This is a genomic window from Roseinatronobacter alkalisoli (assembly GCF_028745735.1).
Taxonomy (GTDB): Bacteria; Pseudomonadota; Alphaproteobacteria; order Rhodobacterales; family Rhodobacteraceae; genus Roseinatronobacter; species Roseinatronobacter alkalisoli.
Genome location: NZ_JAQZSM010000004.1, coordinates 175366 through 191575, shown reverse-complemented (window position 1 = coordinate 191575; position 16210 = coordinate 175366). Strand labels below are relative to the sequence as shown.

Below are 16210 nucleotides of genomic sequence, written 5' to 3'. Positions count from 1 at the left end.
GCGCGCTTTCCTGCGCCGCATTCGGGTCAGAATATGGGCATATTGCTGGTGAATACTGATGTGCAGGTGCCGCGTGTTTCTGCAACCGGGACCGTCAGTCACACAGAAAGATCCAGATGAAGCCCTTTATAATATTGCGCATTCTTGCGGCGATGGCCCTTGCCGGTTGTGCAGGCGGAATGGCCGCTGCACCAAATTTCCTGAACGGAAACTATTATATGGCCGGTGATGAAACATGCGTCCAGATACAGCAAATTGCCCCTGATCGCGTCATGTGTCATGACAAGACAGGACAGGCCACCGGCTACAGGCAGGCGATGAGTATGCAGCAGATGCAGATGTACATCCATCATCAGCAGGTTCAGCAGGCACAGATGCAGCAGTTCACCATGGAATTGCAGCAAACGGCCCAAGCCTGGCAAAACGCGGGCCAGATGGGTCAGCCCCTGCCCCGGTATTCAGCGCCCAGCGTTGCGCCGGTCCAGATGCCCTATGGACGGCAGGTCAGATGTATCGGAACGGGTATCTACACGAATTGCCGTTATTAGGGCCTGCCTGCGTATTTCTGCATCCACGCGAAAGGCGCTGTCATCTTGTTTCCCCACATCCGGAACGCGCAAAAACAGTTTCCGGTTTTGCGCGATGCGCTAATAAATATACCGGATCTGTTCGCCCCAGAACCGCTCAATGCGGCGCAGGCTGCGGGCGATTCCGTCCAGCGCGTCGAAATCGATCATGCCTTCGGCCTGCAATTCACCTGCATGTCGTTCAAAGAGTGCGCCCACACGGTCGCGCACCGCTATCCCCCTGGGTGTCAGGCGCACACGCACCGCGCGACGGTCCACCGGGCAGCGCTGATGGTGCATATAGCCCTGCTCCACCAGTTTTTTCAGGTTATAGGATACGTTCGACCCCTGATAGTAGCCGCGCGATTTCAATTCACCGGCGGTCACTTCGTTTTCGCCGATATTGAACAACAGCAATGCCTGCACAGGGTTCACATTGACCACGCCCAAGCGTTCGAATTCATCCTTGATCAGGTCAAGCATCAACCTGTGCAGCCGTTCCAGCAATGCAAGGTTTTCCAGATAGCGCCGCAGGTATTCTGACCGCGCCGCTGTTCCAAGGGTTTGCTGCAAACTCACCGTCTTCTCCATCATTCCGGGACAATGGCAAGAATGGCAGCAACACCCGAAGATTGTGTTAATTCACAGAATCGCTATCCGGCATCTGCAACACCTGCGGCGACAGCGACCTTGCCAAGCATCGGCTGCAGCCATTCAGGGGCGGTCTGCGCCCCTGTGACCCACAGATACAGATCCTGATCATTTTCGGCCAGAAGCCGGTCATATGCGTCCAGTTCCGGGCCTGTCAGCCTGTCCAGATGGGCATCGGCAAAGGGGCCAAGGATCAGGTCCATTTCCTTCATGCCGCGCCGCCAGGAGCGCATGCGCAGCATCTTCAGCCGGGCCTGTTCGGGGGAAAGCGTCATTCAGACTGTCTCTTTCAGGATCATCCGCAACCGCTTTTCGGCTTTTCCCATCCGGGTTGCAAGCCGCATTGTTTCGGCACGCATGGCGCGCAGATCCTTCAGCAACTCCTGCGTATCCTCTGCCAGTTCTTCGGCGCTGGCGGGTTCGGCCAGCCCTTCGCCATCGCCGGTCAGCAACCAGCCCATGGATACGTTCAACAGCCCTGCGACCATCTGTAACTTGTTGGCCCGCGGTTCCGAGCGGTCGTTTTCCCAGCCCTGCAACGTCTGCAACTTGATCCCCAACCGTCCTGCCAGCTGCGATTGTGTCAGCCCCTGTGCTTCGCGGGCGGCGGTCAGCCGGTCACCGAATGTCGCGTGATCAGGTGCATACCAGTCAGTTGCCTGCGTCTCTTCGGTCATATCTCTTCCTTCCGGTCTGAATGTTCTTGATTAGCGCTTGAACGGGTGTCGCGGGCAACTTATGACATGCACGCCCGAGATACAAATTTCTGACCTGCAACGGAGTATGCCTCATGGCCTTCCTGTCCGACACTCTCTCCCGCGTGAAACCCTCGCCGACGATCGCAGTGACAACCAAGGCGGCAGAGCTGAAGGCCGCAGGCAAGGATGTCATCGGACTTGGCGCTGGTGAGCCTGACTTTGACACGCCCGCCAATATCAAGGACGCGGCAAAAGCGGCCATCGATGGGGGAAAAACGAAGTATACCGCAGTTGACGGGATTCCGGAGCTGAAAAAGGCCATCTGCGCCAAATTCAAGCGCGACAACGGGCTGGATTACACGCCCGCGCAGGTCAGTGTCGGCACTGGCGGCAAGCAAATTCTGTATAACGCGCTGATGGCCACGCTGAACCCCGGCGATGAAGTGGTGATCCCTGCCCCCTATTGGGTCAGCTACCCGGATATGGTGCTGCTGGCGGGCGGCGAGCCGGTGATTGCAGAATCCTCCAGCCAGACCGCCTACAAGCTGACGGCGGACCAGCTGGAAGCCGCGATCACACCGAAAACCAAATGGCTGATCTTCAACTCGCCCTCCAACCCCACGGGCGCGGGCTATACCCGGGACGAGCTGAAGGCGCTGACAGATGTGTTGCTGCGCCACCCCCATGTCTGGGTCATGTCCGATGACATGTATGAGCACCTTGTCTATGATGATTTCACCTTCTGCACCCCTGCAGAAGTGGAACCGCAACTTTATGACCGCACCCTGACAGTGAACGGTGTGTCCAAAGCCTATGCGATGACCGGCTGGCGGATTGGCTATGCCGCAGGTCCGGTTGAACTTATCAAGGCGATGGGCAAGATTCAGTCACAATCCACATCGAACCCCTGTTCGGTCAGCCAGTGGGCCGCGGTCGAAGCACTGACCGGCCCGCAGGATTACATTGCCGAGAACAACAAGATCTTCCAGCGCCGCCGTGACATGGTGGTGGAGATGCTGAACGCCGCGGAAGGGATCGACTGCCCGGTGCCGGAAGGGGCGTTCTATGTCTATCCCATGATCGCGGGCTGCATTGGCAAGACATCTGCGGGCGGCGCGCATATCGCCGACGACGAAGCGTTTGCAACCGCTCTGCTGGAAGAAACCGGTGTGGCTGTGGTGTTCGGTGCGGCTTTTGGCACATCGCCGTGCTTCCGCGTCAGCTACGCCACCTCGGACGAGGCCTTGCGCGAGGCCTGCACGCGCATTCAGGCATTCTGCGCAGGGCTGAAGTGACATGACCAAGGGCGCGCGCGGATATTACTTTCGCCCGCGCCCGAATGGCGCGATGCTGTTGCAAATCCGCCATGACCCGCGCCTGCGGCGCACGGAAATGCACCGGATCGCGGGGATTGATACCGCAACGGGTGACGTGCGCGTTGCTGAAAACCACGTATTGACTGATGAAGAACAAGCCCTGATTGCCGACTGGCTGGCCAATGGCACCGGGCTGGACGGGCGCGCGGCGCGCGCGGTTTCCGATATCGGCCATATCGCGCATTGGGCCCAATTCCGCGCCACTGCCGAAGAACTCGAGTCTGCCACCGATGAACTGCTGTGGGCCATGCAGGACCTGCGCGAGGTTCTGGTACGCAAACTGGCGCGGCGCAGCACGGAGTAGCAGGCGATCAGATCAGGTTAAGGTGGCCGTTTGCGGGTGGTTTTGGCCTGAAGCAGTCACCCAAAGGCGCGGAATCAAGGCCGCAGGCCGCCGCGCCATCGGCGGGCCGTCCCGCGGCCTGCCGATGATCCAAGGGCAGTTCAGTCCTTTGAGCTCAGAAGGATGCCGCCTGCATAAACTGCATTCTTTGAACGTGGGATCGGCAGTCCCCGGCCCACCGATAGCGCGGGCTTGATCCGAGTGCAAATGTCCCCTTCAGGCCCTTCTCGACCGCTATCTGGCCAGTGCCCAGGGGGCCGCATCGCTGCGCCCCGGCCCGCGCCAGAACCGCCACATCAGCGCCAGCGCCGCAGCGCTCAGCCCCACGGCAAGGCCAGCCCAGACCCCTTCACCGCCCCAGCCCAGCCGGATGCCGAACACATAGGCCACAGGCAGACCCAGCCCCCAATAGCTGAATGCGGCAATCCACATCGGAACGCGCGTATCCTGCACCCCGCGCAACAGCCCCATCCCCATGACCTGCGCCCCGTCCGCCAGCTGAAACACAGCCGCAATCACCAGAAATGACGCGCCGATCGTGATGATAACATCGCGCGCGGGTTCATCAGGGGACAGAAACACCCCCACAAGCTGCGGACCGAACACGATATAAACCACCATCGTCGCCAGCGCGAAACTGATGGACAGGAATGTGGCCGCCCGCGCATTCCCGCGCAATGCCTGCTGGTCGCGCCGCCCGCGCGCGCGCCCGACAAGTACAGTCGCCGCATTGGAAAAGCCCAGATGCACCATGAACAGCAAGGCCGTGATTTCCAGCGCTATGCCATGCGCGGCCAGTTCATGCGTGCCAATCCAGCCCACCATGATGGCAGCGGCAGAAAACAGCGCGGTTTCGGCAACCAGCGCCACCCCGATCGGCCAGCCCAACCGCCAGACCAGGCCCATCGCCGCCCAATCCGGCCGCCAGAAGCGCTGAAACAGCGCATAGCGGCGCAAGGATGGCAGCAGCGCGCAATAAAGCGCCAGTCCCAGAACCGTGGCGATCTGGACCGCAATGGATGCCAGCGCCGCCCCCCGGACCCCCAGTTCCGGCGCACCAAGATTGCCGAAAATCAGGATCCAGTTCAGCCCGATATTCAGTACCACAGCACCCAGTGTCAGCCATAGCGCAACCTGCGTGCGCCCCAGCGCCGCCAGATAATTCTTCAACACCATGACAGCCAGCCCTGGCACCAGCGACAGACCGATGATGCGCAGATAGACTTCTGCCAGCGGCACCACATCGGCGGGCTGCTGCGCAAGGGTCAGAAACGTGCCCGAGAACCAGAAGAACGGCAACACCGCAATACCAAATGCAATGGACAGCCAAAGCCCCATGCGCGTGCTGCGGCGCACTTCGGTATCGTCATCAGACGCCGCAGCCGTCGCCACCATGGGCATGACAGCATTGGCAAAACCCGTGCCAAAAATGAACACCGTGAAAAACAGCGCCGCCCCGATGACACCGGCAGCAAGGTCCAGCACCCCATACCACCCCAGCATGATGGTATCGGTCACCGCCAGCAGGAATTGCGCCAGATGGCTGCCTGCCAACGGCACCCCAAGGGCCAGTACTGCCCGCAGGTCTTTTCCGAATGGGTGCGTCCGCGCTGTCATGTTTCACGCTTTACGCGCCCTTCAGCACCCACGGCAAGGGGGGTCAGAAAGTTTTTAACATGTTCAGGGCCAGAATGACGATGAATACCCCGGCCACCACCTCGAACAGCGGCATCAAGCCCGTCAGCCGCCCCATGCGGCTTGCCCAGCCCAGCGCGCCCTCGCGCGCCATGACGGCCAGTGCAGCAACCGCCATTGTCACCGATGCCGTGCCAAGGGCCATGACCATTGCCCCTGCCATCCCCTGCCAGACCAGCCCCATGCGCCATGTCAGGATCAGCAGAAACAATGCACCTGTGCAGGGCCGAATGGCAATCGCGCTGATCAGGGCAGCTGTGTCACGCCAGTCATGCAGTTGCGCCACCTCTGACATGGTCGGGCCGTGGCGGTGACCACAGCTTTCGCAGGTCCCGTCATCATGGTTATGCATGTGGTCATGGTTGTGCGCGTGGTCATGGGCGTGTGCAGGCTGGAGATGCCGCTGCGCGACCAGACGGCGCGCGCCCCGCCACAACAGCCACAACCCGATAGCCGCAATCGCCAGAAGGCTGGCCCGGTCCAGCCAGATATCGCCGGTATGTTGCAGGCCTGCGCGCGTGGCGTTGAAAATCAGCACGCCACCATAGACCAGCGCGACAGCACTTGCCCCCTGCGCCAGCGACGCCCCCAGACTGACCCCCATCAATCGCCGCAGCGGTACTTGCGTACCGGCACCATAGGCCCCCACCAGGAATTTCCCATGCCCCGGCCCGACCGCATGCACGAATCCATAGGCGAAACACATCCCCCATAGCGCCAACAGCGCGCCGGGCTGGCCCGCATGCAGCGCGCGTAACCCATCCGCCAACTGCGCCTGAAACCGGCGCTGTGCGGCCTGCGCCCAATCGCTCATCCCGTCCAGACCGCCCATGCCCCACAACACCAGCAGCACCAATGCAGCAAGGGCCGCAATACTCAGGATGGCTGTGCGCATGTGATGCGGACCTCCTCGGAAAACAATGCACCGACGGGTGGGAATTCGACCTCGATGTCGCCACCGGCCCCCAGCACTTCATCCAGCGCGGCCTCCAGTTGCGCGCCTGCGGCGTCCCAGTCAGGCTCGAAAATGCGCGCGCGGCAATCATCGCGCCCCGTGATCTGCGGCGCATCATTGATGGTATAACTGGTGTAATAGCTGGGATCATGGATAGAGACGGTCCATTCCAAAGCCGGGTCCGGCGTCTCGACGAATTCACGCAGATGCGAGGAATATAACCGGCCGTCGCGATACTCCGATGTCCATTCCACCGGCCCGCTCAGCGCCAGTGACTGCCCGTTCTGCGTGACATGAGTGTCGCCATGATAGCCTGCAATCCACTGCATGTCGAAACCGTCCAGAAGCGGCTGCTCCGCCTCTGTGACTGTGCCGCTGAAATCAGGGTCCAGCCCCATATCGCTGACCAGAAGCATCGAAAAGAACGGATCATAGCGCCATGAAATGCGCAGGGCTTCCGGCTGCCCGTTTTCGTCGAACAGCACTTCCAGCCCCGAATCCACAAAAATATGCGGATGCGCCTGCACCATTTGTGCCCCGGCACAAAGGATCAACCCCGCCGCCAACGCCTGTGTTTTTATTGCCGCCATCCCATGCCACCTTCTGAAGGCTGATTACCCTGCACCGCTGATCGGTTCAACCCACGCATCCGTGTTCCGGCGGCAGCCTGCCCGTGCGGGGGCGCGCATGGGTGGGCGGGTGGGGCGTGCCGCCGCACGGGCAGGCTGCCGCCGGGATGGTCCCGCCTAAAAATCCAGACCCAGATCCAGCACTTGCGCGGAATGCGTCAGTGCCCCCACTGAAATATAATCAACACCGGTTGCGGCCACCTCCGCAATACGGTTCAGGCGCATATTACCCGAAGCCTCTGTCACCAACCTGCCCGCCGCCATCGATACGGCGCGCGACAGCGTTTCAGTATCCATGTTGTCGAGCAGCACGACATCGGCACCGCCGGTATCCAGCACATCCTGCAACTGCTCCAGCGTATCCACTTCAATTTCAATCCGCATCATATGGCTGGCCTGCGCGCGGGCTGCACACAGAACAGGGGCAATCCCGCCTGCGGCGGCAATATGGTTATCCTTGATCAGGATCGCATCGGACAGCCCGTAGCGATGCGCCGAGCCGCCGCCATGCAGCACCGCCTGCTTTTCCACCATGCGCAACCCCGGTGTGGTTTTGCGCGTGCAGGTGATGCGCGCTTTTGTTCCTGCGGTTTGCGCCACGAATGCCGCAGTCAGGGTCGCAATGCCCGACAGTCGGCCTGCGAAATTCAGCGCCACCCGTTCCCCCGACAGGATCGACGCGGCAGACCCCTCGATTGTCATGATGGTCTGACCGGCTGCGACCTGCGTGCCATCCGTGGTCAAAATCCCGATCTTCAGCGCCGGGTCCATCAGCCGGAAGGCGATACAGGCCAGTTGCACGCCGGACACCACCCCCGCATCCCTTGCATTCAGCCGCGCTTTATACTGCGCGTCCGCAGGAATGACCGCGCGCGTCGTCACATCGCCGTTCGGGCCAAGATCTTCGATCAGGGCCGCGCGGACCAGCGGTTCCAGCAACAGATCGGGCAAAGGCGGGGAATGGGTCATGAATGCTCCGTCATCGCAGTGGCGCGCACCTGATGCGCCTGGGTCAATGTCATGAAACTGCGCATGGCCTGCGCGGCGTCGGATTGCGGAAAATCATCACGCCAATGCGCGCCACGGCTTTCGCGCCGGGCATAGGCAGATGCAGCAATCAGGGTTGCAGTGGCGCACATATTGCTGAAATCGGGACTGTCCGCATAGGTGGTTTCCAGATCATTCAGCACCGTCAGCGCCTGTGCCAGCCCCTGCGCGCTGCGCCGGACACCGACATGCGCACTCATGGTCCGGCGCAGTTGCATCACGCCATCCGCGTCCAGTGCCACCCCGCCTGCGGGGAAATCCAGCGCGACCACCGGCGTATCGGCAGGGCCGGTCAGGGTCAGCGCGATATCCGCCGCCGCCGCGCGCGCAAAGACCAGCGCTTCCAGAACACCGTTCGATGCCAGCCGGTTCGCCCCGTGCAGCCCTGTGGATGCCGCTTCACCACAGACCCAAAGCCCCGGCAGGCTGGACCGCCCCATCCGGTCAGTTGCGACCCCACCCATATGGTAATGCGCCGCAGCGGCCACAGGCACGGGCACTTGCGCAGGGTCCAGCCCGGCGCGCATGCAGGCATCATGAACCGCAGGAAACCGCGCGGCCAGATCGGCGCCAGCCGCAGCGGCACGCATATCCAGCATGGGTCGCAATCCGCGCTGCGTCTGCGCGAAAACCGCACGCGCCACAATATCGCGCGGTGCCAGATCAGCCTGCGGGTGCTGGCCATCCATGAAATACACGCCTTGCGCATTCACCAGCCTGGCCCCTGCCCCGCGCAGCGCTTCGGTTGCTAGGGGGGCCGGGTCCAGACCCAGATCCATTGCGGTGGGGTGGAACTGGATGAATTCCATATCCGCCATCATGGCCCCGGCCCGCGCGGCAAGCCCCATCACCTGCCCGCGAATGCGCGGCGGGTTCGTGGTCAGCGCATACAGCCCGCCTGACCCGCCCCCGGCCAGCAACACCGCAGGTGCATGCAGCCGCACAGACTGTGACCCGCCCGCAGCGCGCGCCAGCCAGATGCCCGTCACGCGCCCGTCTTCGACATCCAGTGCCTGCGCGACAACTCCTTCCATCACCTGTACAGACGGGGTGGCGCGCACAGTGGCAATCAATGTTTCCATGATTTTCTTGCCGGCCTGATCGCCCTTGACGCGCACAACCCGTGCGGTGGAATGCGCGGCTTCGTGGTTCAGCTGAAACTGCCCGTCCGCATCGCGATCAAAAGGGGTGCCCCGCGCCGCCAGGTCCAGAATATGGTCGCGCGCGGCCTGTGTGACCATATTGGCCACGCCAGCATCAACAGTGCCCGCGCCTGCGGCAAGCGTGTCGCTGGCATGGGATTCGGGGCTGTCATGGGCCGCCATCGCGGCGGCAACCCCGCCCTGCGCCCATGCCGAGGATGCCCCTTCGCCCAATGCCTCGGGCGAGATGACAAGAACCGGATGCGGGGCCAGCGACAGGGCCGCATACAGCCCGCCAAGGCCCGCACCAACAATCACCACGCGGTCGGTGCGCAGCACGTGGTCAGGCCTTTTTCGCGGAAAGGTCGATCATGCGCTGCACCGCCAGACGCGCCTTGTCGGCAACTGCAGGGTCAACCTCTACTGCGGTGGTCATGGTGTGCAGCGACCACAGCACTTTTTCCAGCGTGATCATCTTCATATAGGGGCACATATTGCACGGGCCGATGAATTCCACTTCCGGGTGTGCATCCGAGATGTTGGACGCCATGGAACATTCTGTCACCAGCATGGCGCGTTCCGGGCGTTCACGGCTGACATACTCCAGAATGCCAGAGGTGGAGCCGGAAAAATCGGCCTCTGCCACCACATCGGGGGGGCATTCGGGATGGGCGATAATGCGGGTGCCGGGGTTCCAGTCGCGGAATTCGCGAATATCGCGCGCGGTATATTGTTCATGCACGATGCAAGACCCGTCCCACCAGACGATGCGTTTTTCCGGAACCTGCGCGGCCACATTCTGCGCCAGATATTTGTCCGGCGTCATGATGATGGTATCAGCATCCAGCGCGCGTATAATCTGCACTGCATTGGACGATGTGCAACATATGTCGGATGCGGCCTTCACTTCGGCAGTGGTGTTGACATAGGTCACAACCGGCGCGCCGGGATAACGCGCGCGCATCTGCGCAACGCCTTCGGCGGTAATGCTGTCGGCCAGCGAACAGCCCGCGCCCATATCGGGCATCAGCACCATTTTCGCGGGGTTCAGGATCTTGGATGTTTCGGCCATGAAATGCACACCACATTGCACGATCACATCGGCCTTCGTGCGCGTGGCCTCGATCGCCAGTTGCAGGCTGTCGCCCACCACATCGGCAATCCCGTGAAAGATTTCCGGCGTCATGTAATTATGCGCCAGAATGGTGGCATTACGCTGCTTTTTCAGGGTGTTGATCGCGGCGACATAGGGTGCATGAATGGCCCAGTCCACAGGCGAGACCACCCGCGACATGCGTGCATATTCCGCCCCCATACTGGCCGCCAGTTCGGGGTTTGGCGCCAGATCATATAGGGCGTTTAAGTCCTGGCGGATGGCAGGCATATCCAGCATGGCAAGGCTCCGGTGACAATCGGCGCCCTTTCGGGCGAGAAGGTTTGATATGGTGAGAAAACGATGCAGATCAAGGCAAATCAAGCCAGCAAGGCCGGAATCTGCACGGGTTGACCCGCAGCATCGGGGGGGTGGCAATTCCTCCTGTTGCCTTTGACCCAAGGTCTTATGCCGCACTTAACCCTTTGCATTCGCGCTGTCCAGCCAAGCGCCGCAATGCGATGTCGCTTTGCACCCTATTGCGCCGCAAACCGGCGATTGACGGGCCACGAAGGGCAGTATCAAGGTAACAGGAAAAAGCGTCGCGCGCCGCCGGTATGCCCGCGTTGCGCGGCAATCACATATGGCTATGGGGTGCCGGACCGATGACAGAAGCAGCAGAACAGGCAGCAGGGCGGCGTGGACGCGGGGGTGGCGGCGCTGCACGACGCGCAGCACGCAGCGCGGTCAGCGTGGAAACCGCGCGCTATATCAGCCGCAATATCCCCAATCTGGACGTGCTGAACGAAGAAGCGCTGTCCATCATCGAAACCAATGCCGAAACCGTTCTGGCCGAAATCGGTGTCAATTTCGTGGACAACCCTGAAGCGCTGGACCGCTGGCGTGCTGCAGGGGCCGAAATCACCGGCGAGCGGGTGCGCATTCCGCGCGGGCTGGCCCGGCAGCTTTGTGCAACTGCCCCTTCGGGCTTCACCCAGCATGCGCGCAACCCTGAACGCAATGTCGAAATCGGCGGGCGCAATCTGGTGCTGGCCCCGGTCTATGGCCCGCCTTTCGTGCGCGATGCCCAGAGTGGCCGCCGCTATGCCACGATGGAAGATTTCCGCAATTTCGTGAAGCTGGGCTATATGTCGAAATGGCTGCACCATTCCGGCGGCACTGTCTGCGAACCCACTGATATTGCCGTGAACAAGCGCCATCTGGATATGTTGCAGGCGCATATGCTGTATTCCGACAAGCCCTTCATGGGGTCGGTCACGGAACCTGTGCGCGCAGCCGATTCCGTTGAAATGGCAAAACTGCTGTTCGGCTCGGATTTCGTGGACCAGAACACGGTCATGACCTCGCTGATCAATATCAACAGCCCGCTGACATTTGATTCCGTGATGATGGGCGCGCTGGAAATCTATGCGCGGGCAAATCAGGCCTGCATCATCTCGCCCTTCATTGTTGGGGGTGCTATGGCACCGACCACTGTGGCTGGCACATTGACCCAGGTTCTGGCAGAGGTGATGGCGGGCGTTGCCTATAGCCAGCTGGTCCGCCCCGGTGCGCCGGTCATATTCGGCGCGTTCGTGACATCCATCGACATGAATTCCGGCGCACCCACCTTCGGGACACCCGAAGCAGCGCTGATCACTTATGGCGCGGGGCAACTGGCGCGGCGAATGGGGCTGCCTTACCGGTCCGGCGGGTCATTCTGCGGGTCCAAACTGCCAGATGCGCAGGCTGCATATGAAACCGCCAACAGCCTGAACATGGCATTGCTGGCGGGCGTGAACTTCATGCTGCATTCCTGTGGCTGGCTGGAAGGCGGGCTGGTTGCATCCTATGAGAAATTCGTCATGGATGCCGACCAGCTTGGTGCGCTGCACCATCTGGCACGCGGGATCGACATGTCCGAAAACGGTCAGGCCATGAATGCCCTGCGCGAAGTCGGGCCGGGCGGGCATTTTCTGGGATGCAGCCATACGCAGGACAATTTCAAATCCGCGTTCTGGCGGTCCGATCTGCTGGATTACAAACCCTTCGAGACATGGGACGAAGAAGGTGCGCGCGACACGCAGGCGCTGGCCAGCGCGCGGGTCGCAAAAATGCTGGGCGATTATCAGCAGCCCGCCCTTGACCCCGCCATCGCAGAAGCGATTCAGGCATTCATCGACCAGCGCAAGGCATCCGAACCCGACGCATTCGGGTAGGGCTGAACAAGCCGGACATGCAAGGGGCGTGTCCGGTATTGGGCTGTTGAGGACATTTGGGAGTGTCAGAAGCGCGGAGCAAAGGCCGCAGGCCGCCGCGCTACCGGTGGGCCGTCCCGCGGCCTGCCGGTTTGGCTGATGCTGATTCAAACCTTGAAAGCCGGAATATGGAGCCTGCATAAAGTGAACTCCTCATACGCCGGACCGGCAGACCCCGGCCCACCGATAGCGCGGGCTTGATCCAAGCGCGAACGTCCCCTTCAGGCCAATTGCCCCTGCCCCGTCTCTATCCGGCGACAACAACACATCGCAGCAACACAACCATGAAAAAGGGCCGCGTCACATGCATGACGCGGCCCTTCGCACCGTTACCCCCTGTCAGGGTCAGTCGTGGCCTTTGACCACGTTTTTGGGTGTGATCAACCCGCGCTGGATAAAGAACACCAGCGCCGCCACACCAAGGCCGAGCGCATCTGAAATCCACCCGCCCGAAATCATCGCAATCGCAGCCGCGCCCACGACAAGGCGCAGCGGCCAGCCAATGTCGCCGAACAGCCACCCCTGCACCGCAGATGCCAGAAGATAGATACCCAACAGCGCGGTAAAGAACACATGGATGATGTTGAACCAGTCCCCCTGCATCAGCAGGCCATCGTTGAAGAAGAAGATGAAGGGCACGATAAACGCGGCCAGACCAATCTTGAAACTTTCAACCGATGTGCGCATCGGATCTGACTGCGCAATCGCAGCCCCCGCGTAGGCCGCAAGCGCAACCGGCGGGGTGATGGCCGACATCACCGCATAGTAGAAGATGAAGAAATGCGCCGTCAGAGGTTCAATCCCCATGCGGATCAGCCCCGGCGCGATAACCGCCGCTGCCACCGCATAGGCCGCCGTTGTCGGCATGCCCATGCCAAGGATGATCGCCACCAGCATCGCAAAAACCAGCGCCAGAAGCTGGCTTTGCCCCGCAAGGCCCAGCAGCATGGACGAAAACCGCGTGCCCACACCTGTCAGGGCGATAACACCAACGATAATCCCTGCTGCCGCACAGACCGCCACCAGTTGCAGCGACATGCGCGCGGCAATCTCGAACGCATAAAGGATTTCCTTCACCAGCATCTTGTGCGGCGTGAACCAGCTGACCACTGCCGCCGACGCCATCGCAAGGGTGCCTGCACGGATGACCGAATACCCCATGAACAGCGCACCGATCAGGATGATGATGGGGATGAACAGGAACACCCGCCGCGCCAGCACGTCAAAACGCGGCAGCATATCGCGCGGCAGGCCCTTCATGCCCTTTTTCAGTGCTTCCTTGTCGACCATAAAATAGACGGATGTGAAATACAGGATCGCCGGAATGATCGCGGCAATCACGATGTCACGGTAAGCGATGCCCGTAATCTCTGCCATGATGAAGGCGCCCGCGCCCATGATGGGCGGCAGGATCTGTCCGCCGGAACTGGCCGCCGCCTCGACACTGGCGGCGGTCTGGGGGCGGTATCCGACCTTCTTCATCAGCGGGATGGTCAGTGAGCCGGTGGACACAACATTCCCTGCCGATGTGCCATTGATCATGCCCATCAGGCCGGATGCGAACACCGCCACCTTGGCGGGCCCCCCGCGCGTGCCACCTGCCGCCGCAAAGGCGAAATTCACGAAATACTCGCCCACGCGGCTGGCCTGAAGGAACGCGGCGAAGGTGATGAACAAAATGATATAGGTGGATGAAATTGCGGTTGTCGGCCCAAGAATACCATTATCGGTATAAATGAAGCCAAAGAAGCGCGCAGGCGCATAACCGCGATGGTTCAGAACACCCGGCAACCACGGCCCGACAAACCCATAGGCCAGAAACACACCAACAATGATAACCAGCGCCAGCCCCGCCAGACGCCGCGTCAATTCAAGGATCAGGATGATCCCCGCGATAGATGCCCACATGTCATTGGCATGCGGGAAGACCTGCGCGCGGGTGCGCAGCAAATCGGCATGGCCAATGATATAGATACCGACGACAATGGCCGCGACGGCAAGCAGCGTATCTGCCACCGACAGGTTCGTGCGGTTGCGGATGGGTTGAATCCAGCTTGCCAGCAGCACCAGAACGGTGCCCCCGATCAGCGGATACCCAAAGGTCATGATATATTTGCCAGCAGGCGCACCAGTGGTCACCCTATCGCCTGTCAGCAACATGACCGACACCTGACCAAGCGCCAGCAGGATCAGCGCGCCACCAGCGGCCAGCAGGCCCTTTTCGGCAATTGACAGCGGTGCATCCGTGCTTTCATCATGCAAGGCACGCGCCGAAAACAGGATGAACCCAAGTGCCAGACCACCGGCGACATGGATCAGGCGGTAGCGCCAGGGTTCTGTCAGGTCAATCGACGCGAGGCCCAGAAAATCGGTGATGCGGTCATGCAGACCATTCATCGCACCAACATGGAACACCGTGTAGAGAATACATAAAGTTGTGACAACAATTCCGACCACACCGGCAAAAACACGTTGGTTTCCGGTGACGATTTCATTGTCAACGCCTTTGGCAATGTTATCGGCTTCTGTTTGCGCGTCCTGCGCGGCAGTTTGAGACATGCTTCCCCCAAATCCGGAATTGCTGCGATGACTGGGCCATCAAGGGGCGTGAATACGCACCGCAAATGTCAAAACCGCATAAGGACGCGGTTCCCAAAACGGGTCAGAGCGCGGCACGCTCTGACCCTGGATCACAAGTCAGATCGCAAGATCAGCCCTTCAGGTCATCAGGGATTTCGATCCCCATTTCCTCGAAATACCGCACTGCGCCGGGGTGGAATGGCAGGAACGAGTTGTTGCCGACATTCTCTGGCAGGGTCGCGGCCGCTGCGGCGTGAATTTGCAGCATGCGGTCGTTGTTTTCCATCACCAGTTTGGTGATTTCATAGGCCAAGCTTTCGGGCATGTCGGCATGCGCAATGGCAAAGTTCCACATCGCGACCGAATGCTGGTCTTCGTCCTGCGTGGTATAGGTGCCCGCCGGAATGGTGAAGGGCGACACTTCAGGATGCGCTTCGGTGATGGTGGCCAGTTCTTCTTCGGTGAAGCCGAACATCACGACATCCGATTCCGCAGCAAGCTGCGAGAAGGCACCGATCGGCAGGCCAGCCGCAAAGACAAACGCATCAACCAGACCATCCTTCAGCTGGCCCGCAGTATCGGCAGCGCCAGCATTCGACACGGTGACATTTACGCCCAGCGTATCCATGAAGCGCGGCCAATAGGTGCCGGGCGTACCACCTGCAGGGCCGACGCCAATCCGCTTGCCATCGAAATCACTGACCGATGAAATGCCAGAGCTGCGCAGCGCAACACCCTGGAACGGGGTTTCATACATCGGGAACAGGGCGCGGATTTCGCTGTGTTCCAGCCCCGGTGCCAGTTCCGAAACGCCTGTCCATGCTTCGAATGCCGGACCCATGGTCACCAGACCGATATCATGGTCACCCATCTGCACAAGCGTCACGTTCTGCACGGGACCGCCGGTCACTTCGCCCGAAGCGTTCAGCCCCAGTTCTTCGGCCAGAAACCCGGCCAGACCATTGCCGTAAACGAAATAAACGCCACCCTGGCTGGCGGTGCCGACGGTCAGCTCAGATGGCCAGCCGTCACGATCCTGTGCTGACGCAGCTGAGACAGCCATGATCGAAGCAGCGGCCAGAGCCGCGAAATTGGTATAACGCATTGGGAACCTCCCCTTTGGTTTTGCGTATTTTGCATTGCACTTGCTCCACCCCTCACTCGGTGTCGCAGGCAC

The 16210-nt window shown here is 60.9% G+C and carries 15 protein-coding genes; 4 read left to right on the top strand and 11 right to left on the bottom strand.

Annotated elements, in window-relative coordinates; translation table 11 throughout:
• Positions 1-116 precede the first annotated feature (116 nt).
• Positions 117-548: a hypothetical protein gene (locus tag PUT78_RS06665; protein WP_274351459.1), complete on the top strand. Its 432-nt coding sequence runs from the start codon at positions 117-119 to the stop codon at positions 546-548.
• A gap of 99 nt (positions 549-647) precedes the next feature.
• On the opposite strand, the gene PUT78_RS06660 is transcribed toward PUT78_RS06665, so the two are convergent.
• The 3 genes from PUT78_RS06660 to PUT78_RS06650 form a co-directional block, all read right to left on the bottom strand.
• On the bottom strand, positions 648-1157 hold the full coding sequence (locus tag PUT78_RS06660; protein ID WP_420793475.1) for a MarR family winged helix-turn-helix transcriptional regulator: 510 nt from the start codon (positions 1155-1157) through the stop codon (positions 648-650).
• Positions 1158-1219: 62 nt separating this feature from the next.
• Positions 1220-1492 carry a succinate dehydrogenase assembly factor 2 gene (locus PUT78_RS06655; protein ID WP_274351457.1) on the bottom strand — a complete coding sequence of 91 codons (273 nt, stop codon included), beginning with the start codon at positions 1490-1492 and terminating at the stop codon, positions 1220-1222.
• A complete protein-coding gene (locus tag PUT78_RS06650) occupies positions 1493-1894 on the bottom strand; it encodes a helix-turn-helix domain-containing protein (RefSeq protein WP_274351456.1) in 402 nt (133 codons plus the stop codon).
• 113 nt (positions 1895-2007) lie between these two features.
• Here PUT78_RS06650 and PUT78_RS06645 point away from each other — a divergent pair, with 113 nt between their 5' ends.
• Together PUT78_RS06645 and PUT78_RS06640 are read left to right on the top strand one after the other, a co-directional pair.
• Complete coding sequence (locus PUT78_RS06645; RefSeq protein WP_274351455.1) at positions 2008-3210, top strand: pyridoxal phosphate-dependent aminotransferase; 1203 nt, start codon at positions 2008-2010, stop codon at positions 3208-3210.
• A 1-nt stretch (position 3211) separates the two neighbouring features.
• Positions 3212-3595, top strand: a complete 384-nt coding sequence (locus PUT78_RS06640) for a hypothetical protein (RefSeq protein ID WP_274351454.1) — start codon at positions 3212-3214, stop codon at positions 3593-3595.
• A 273-nt stretch (positions 3596-3868) separates the two neighbouring features.
• On the opposite strand, the gene PUT78_RS06635 is transcribed toward PUT78_RS06640, so the two are convergent.
• The 6 genes from PUT78_RS06635 to nadA all read right to left on the bottom strand — a co-directional run bounded on the left by PUT78_RS06635 (position 3869) and on the right by nadA (position 10495).
• Positions 3869-5251 (bottom strand): MATE family efflux transporter, encoded by a 1383-nt coding sequence (locus PUT78_RS06635; RefSeq protein WP_274351453.1) that lies wholly within the window; start codon positions 5249-5251, stop codon positions 3869-3871.
• Between the two features lie 43 nt (positions 5252-5294).
• On the bottom strand, positions 5295-6224 hold the full coding sequence (locus tag PUT78_RS06630) for a nickel/cobalt transporter (RefSeq protein WP_274351452.1): 930 nt from the start codon (positions 6222-6224) through the stop codon (positions 5295-5297).
• Positions 6206-6874 carry a DUF1007 family protein gene (locus tag PUT78_RS06625; RefSeq protein WP_274351451.1) on the bottom strand — a complete coding sequence of 223 codons (669 nt, stop codon included), beginning with the start codon at positions 6872-6874 and terminating at the stop codon, positions 6206-6208. The genes PUT78_RS06630 and PUT78_RS06625 overlap by 19 nt, the downstream gene beginning before the upstream one ends.
• 156 nt (positions 6875-7030) lie before the next feature.
• The gene (gene nadC / locus PUT78_RS06620; RefSeq protein WP_274351450.1) at positions 7031-7882 is read right to left on the bottom strand and encodes a carboxylating nicotinate-nucleotide diphosphorylase; all 852 of its coding nucleotides are present in this window, start codon (positions 7880-7882) and stop codon (positions 7031-7033) included.
• On the bottom strand, positions 7879-9441 hold the full coding sequence (locus PUT78_RS06615; protein ID WP_274351449.1) for an L-aspartate oxidase: 1563 nt from the start codon (positions 9439-9441) through the stop codon (positions 7879-7881). Before PUT78_RS06615 ends, nadC begins: the two co-directional genes overlap by 4 nt.
• Positions 9442-9445: 4 nt before the next feature.
• Positions 9446-10495 (bottom strand): quinolinate synthase NadA, encoded by a 1050-nt coding sequence (gene nadA, locus PUT78_RS06610; protein WP_274351448.1) that lies wholly within the window; start codon positions 10493-10495, stop codon positions 9446-9448.
• A gap of 365 nt (positions 10496-10860) precedes the next feature.
• Here nadA and PUT78_RS06605 point away from each other — a divergent pair, with 365 nt between their 5' ends.
• Positions 10861-12414, top strand: a complete 1554-nt coding sequence (locus tag PUT78_RS06605; protein ID WP_274351447.1) for a trimethylamine methyltransferase family protein — start codon at positions 10861-10863, stop codon at positions 12412-12414.
• A 384-nt stretch (positions 12415-12798) separates the two neighbouring features.
• Here the strand turns inward: PUT78_RS06605 and PUT78_RS06600 are convergent, their stop codons facing one another.
• Entirely contained in the window at positions 12799-15012 is a 2214-nt protein-coding gene (locus PUT78_RS06600; RefSeq protein WP_274351446.1) for a TRAP transporter permease, read from the bottom strand.
• Positions 15013-15163: 151 nt separating this feature from the next.
• Complete coding sequence (locus PUT78_RS06595) at positions 15164-16138, bottom strand: TAXI family TRAP transporter solute-binding subunit (RefSeq protein ID WP_274351445.1); 975 nt, start codon at positions 16136-16138, stop codon at positions 15164-15166.
• Positions 16139-16210: the final 72 nt, after the last annotated feature.

Coding starts and splice junctions, on each gene's coding strand:
- PUT78_RS06595 (WP_274351445.1), bottom strand. CDS start 16,138: ATGCGTTATACCAATTTCGCGGCTCTGGCCGCTGCTTCGATCATGGCT.
- PUT78_RS06640 (WP_274351454.1), top strand. CDS start 3,212: ATGACCAAGGGCGCGCGCGGATATTACTTTCGCCCGCGCCCGAATGGC.
- PUT78_RS06635 (WP_274351453.1), bottom strand. CDS start 5,251: ATGACAGCGCGGACGCACCCATTCGGAAAAGACCTGCGGGCAGTACTG.
- PUT78_RS06665 (WP_274351459.1), top strand. CDS start 117: ATGAAGCCCTTTATAATATTGCGCATTCTTGCGGCGATGGCCCTTGCC.
- PUT78_RS06650 (WP_274351456.1), bottom strand. CDS start 1,894: ATGACCGAAGAGACGCAGGCAACTGACTGGTATGCACCTGATCACGCG.
- nadC (WP_274351450.1), bottom strand. CDS start 7,882: ATGACCCATTCCCCGCCTTTGCCCGATCTGTTGCTGGAACCGCTGGTC.
- PUT78_RS06630 (WP_274351452.1), bottom strand. CDS start 6,224: ATGCGCACAGCCATCCTGAGTATTGCGGCCCTTGCTGCATTGGTGCTG.
- PUT78_RS06605 (WP_274351447.1), top strand. CDS start 10,861: ATGACAGAAGCAGCAGAACAGGCAGCAGGGCGGCGTGGACGCGGGGGT.
- PUT78_RS06655 (WP_274351457.1), bottom strand. CDS start 1,492: ATGACGCTTTCCCCCGAACAGGCCCGGCTGAAGATGCTGCGCATGCGC.
- nadA (WP_274351448.1), bottom strand. CDS start 10,495: ATGCTGGATATGCCTGCCATCCGCCAGGACTTAAACGCCCTATATGAT.
- PUT78_RS06625 (WP_274351451.1), bottom strand. CDS start 6,874: ATGGCGGCAATAAAAACACAGGCGTTGGCGGCGGGGTTGATCCTTTGT.
- PUT78_RS06660 (WP_420793475.1), bottom strand. CDS start 1,157: ATGGAGAAGACGGTGAGTTTGCAGCAAACCCTTGGAACAGCGGCGCGG.
- PUT78_RS06600 (WP_274351446.1), bottom strand. CDS start 15,012: ATGTCTCAAACTGCCGCGCAGGACGCGCAAACAGAAGCCGATAACATT.
- PUT78_RS06645 (WP_274351455.1), top strand. CDS start 2,008: ATGGCCTTCCTGTCCGACACTCTCTCCCGCGTGAAACCCTCGCCGACG.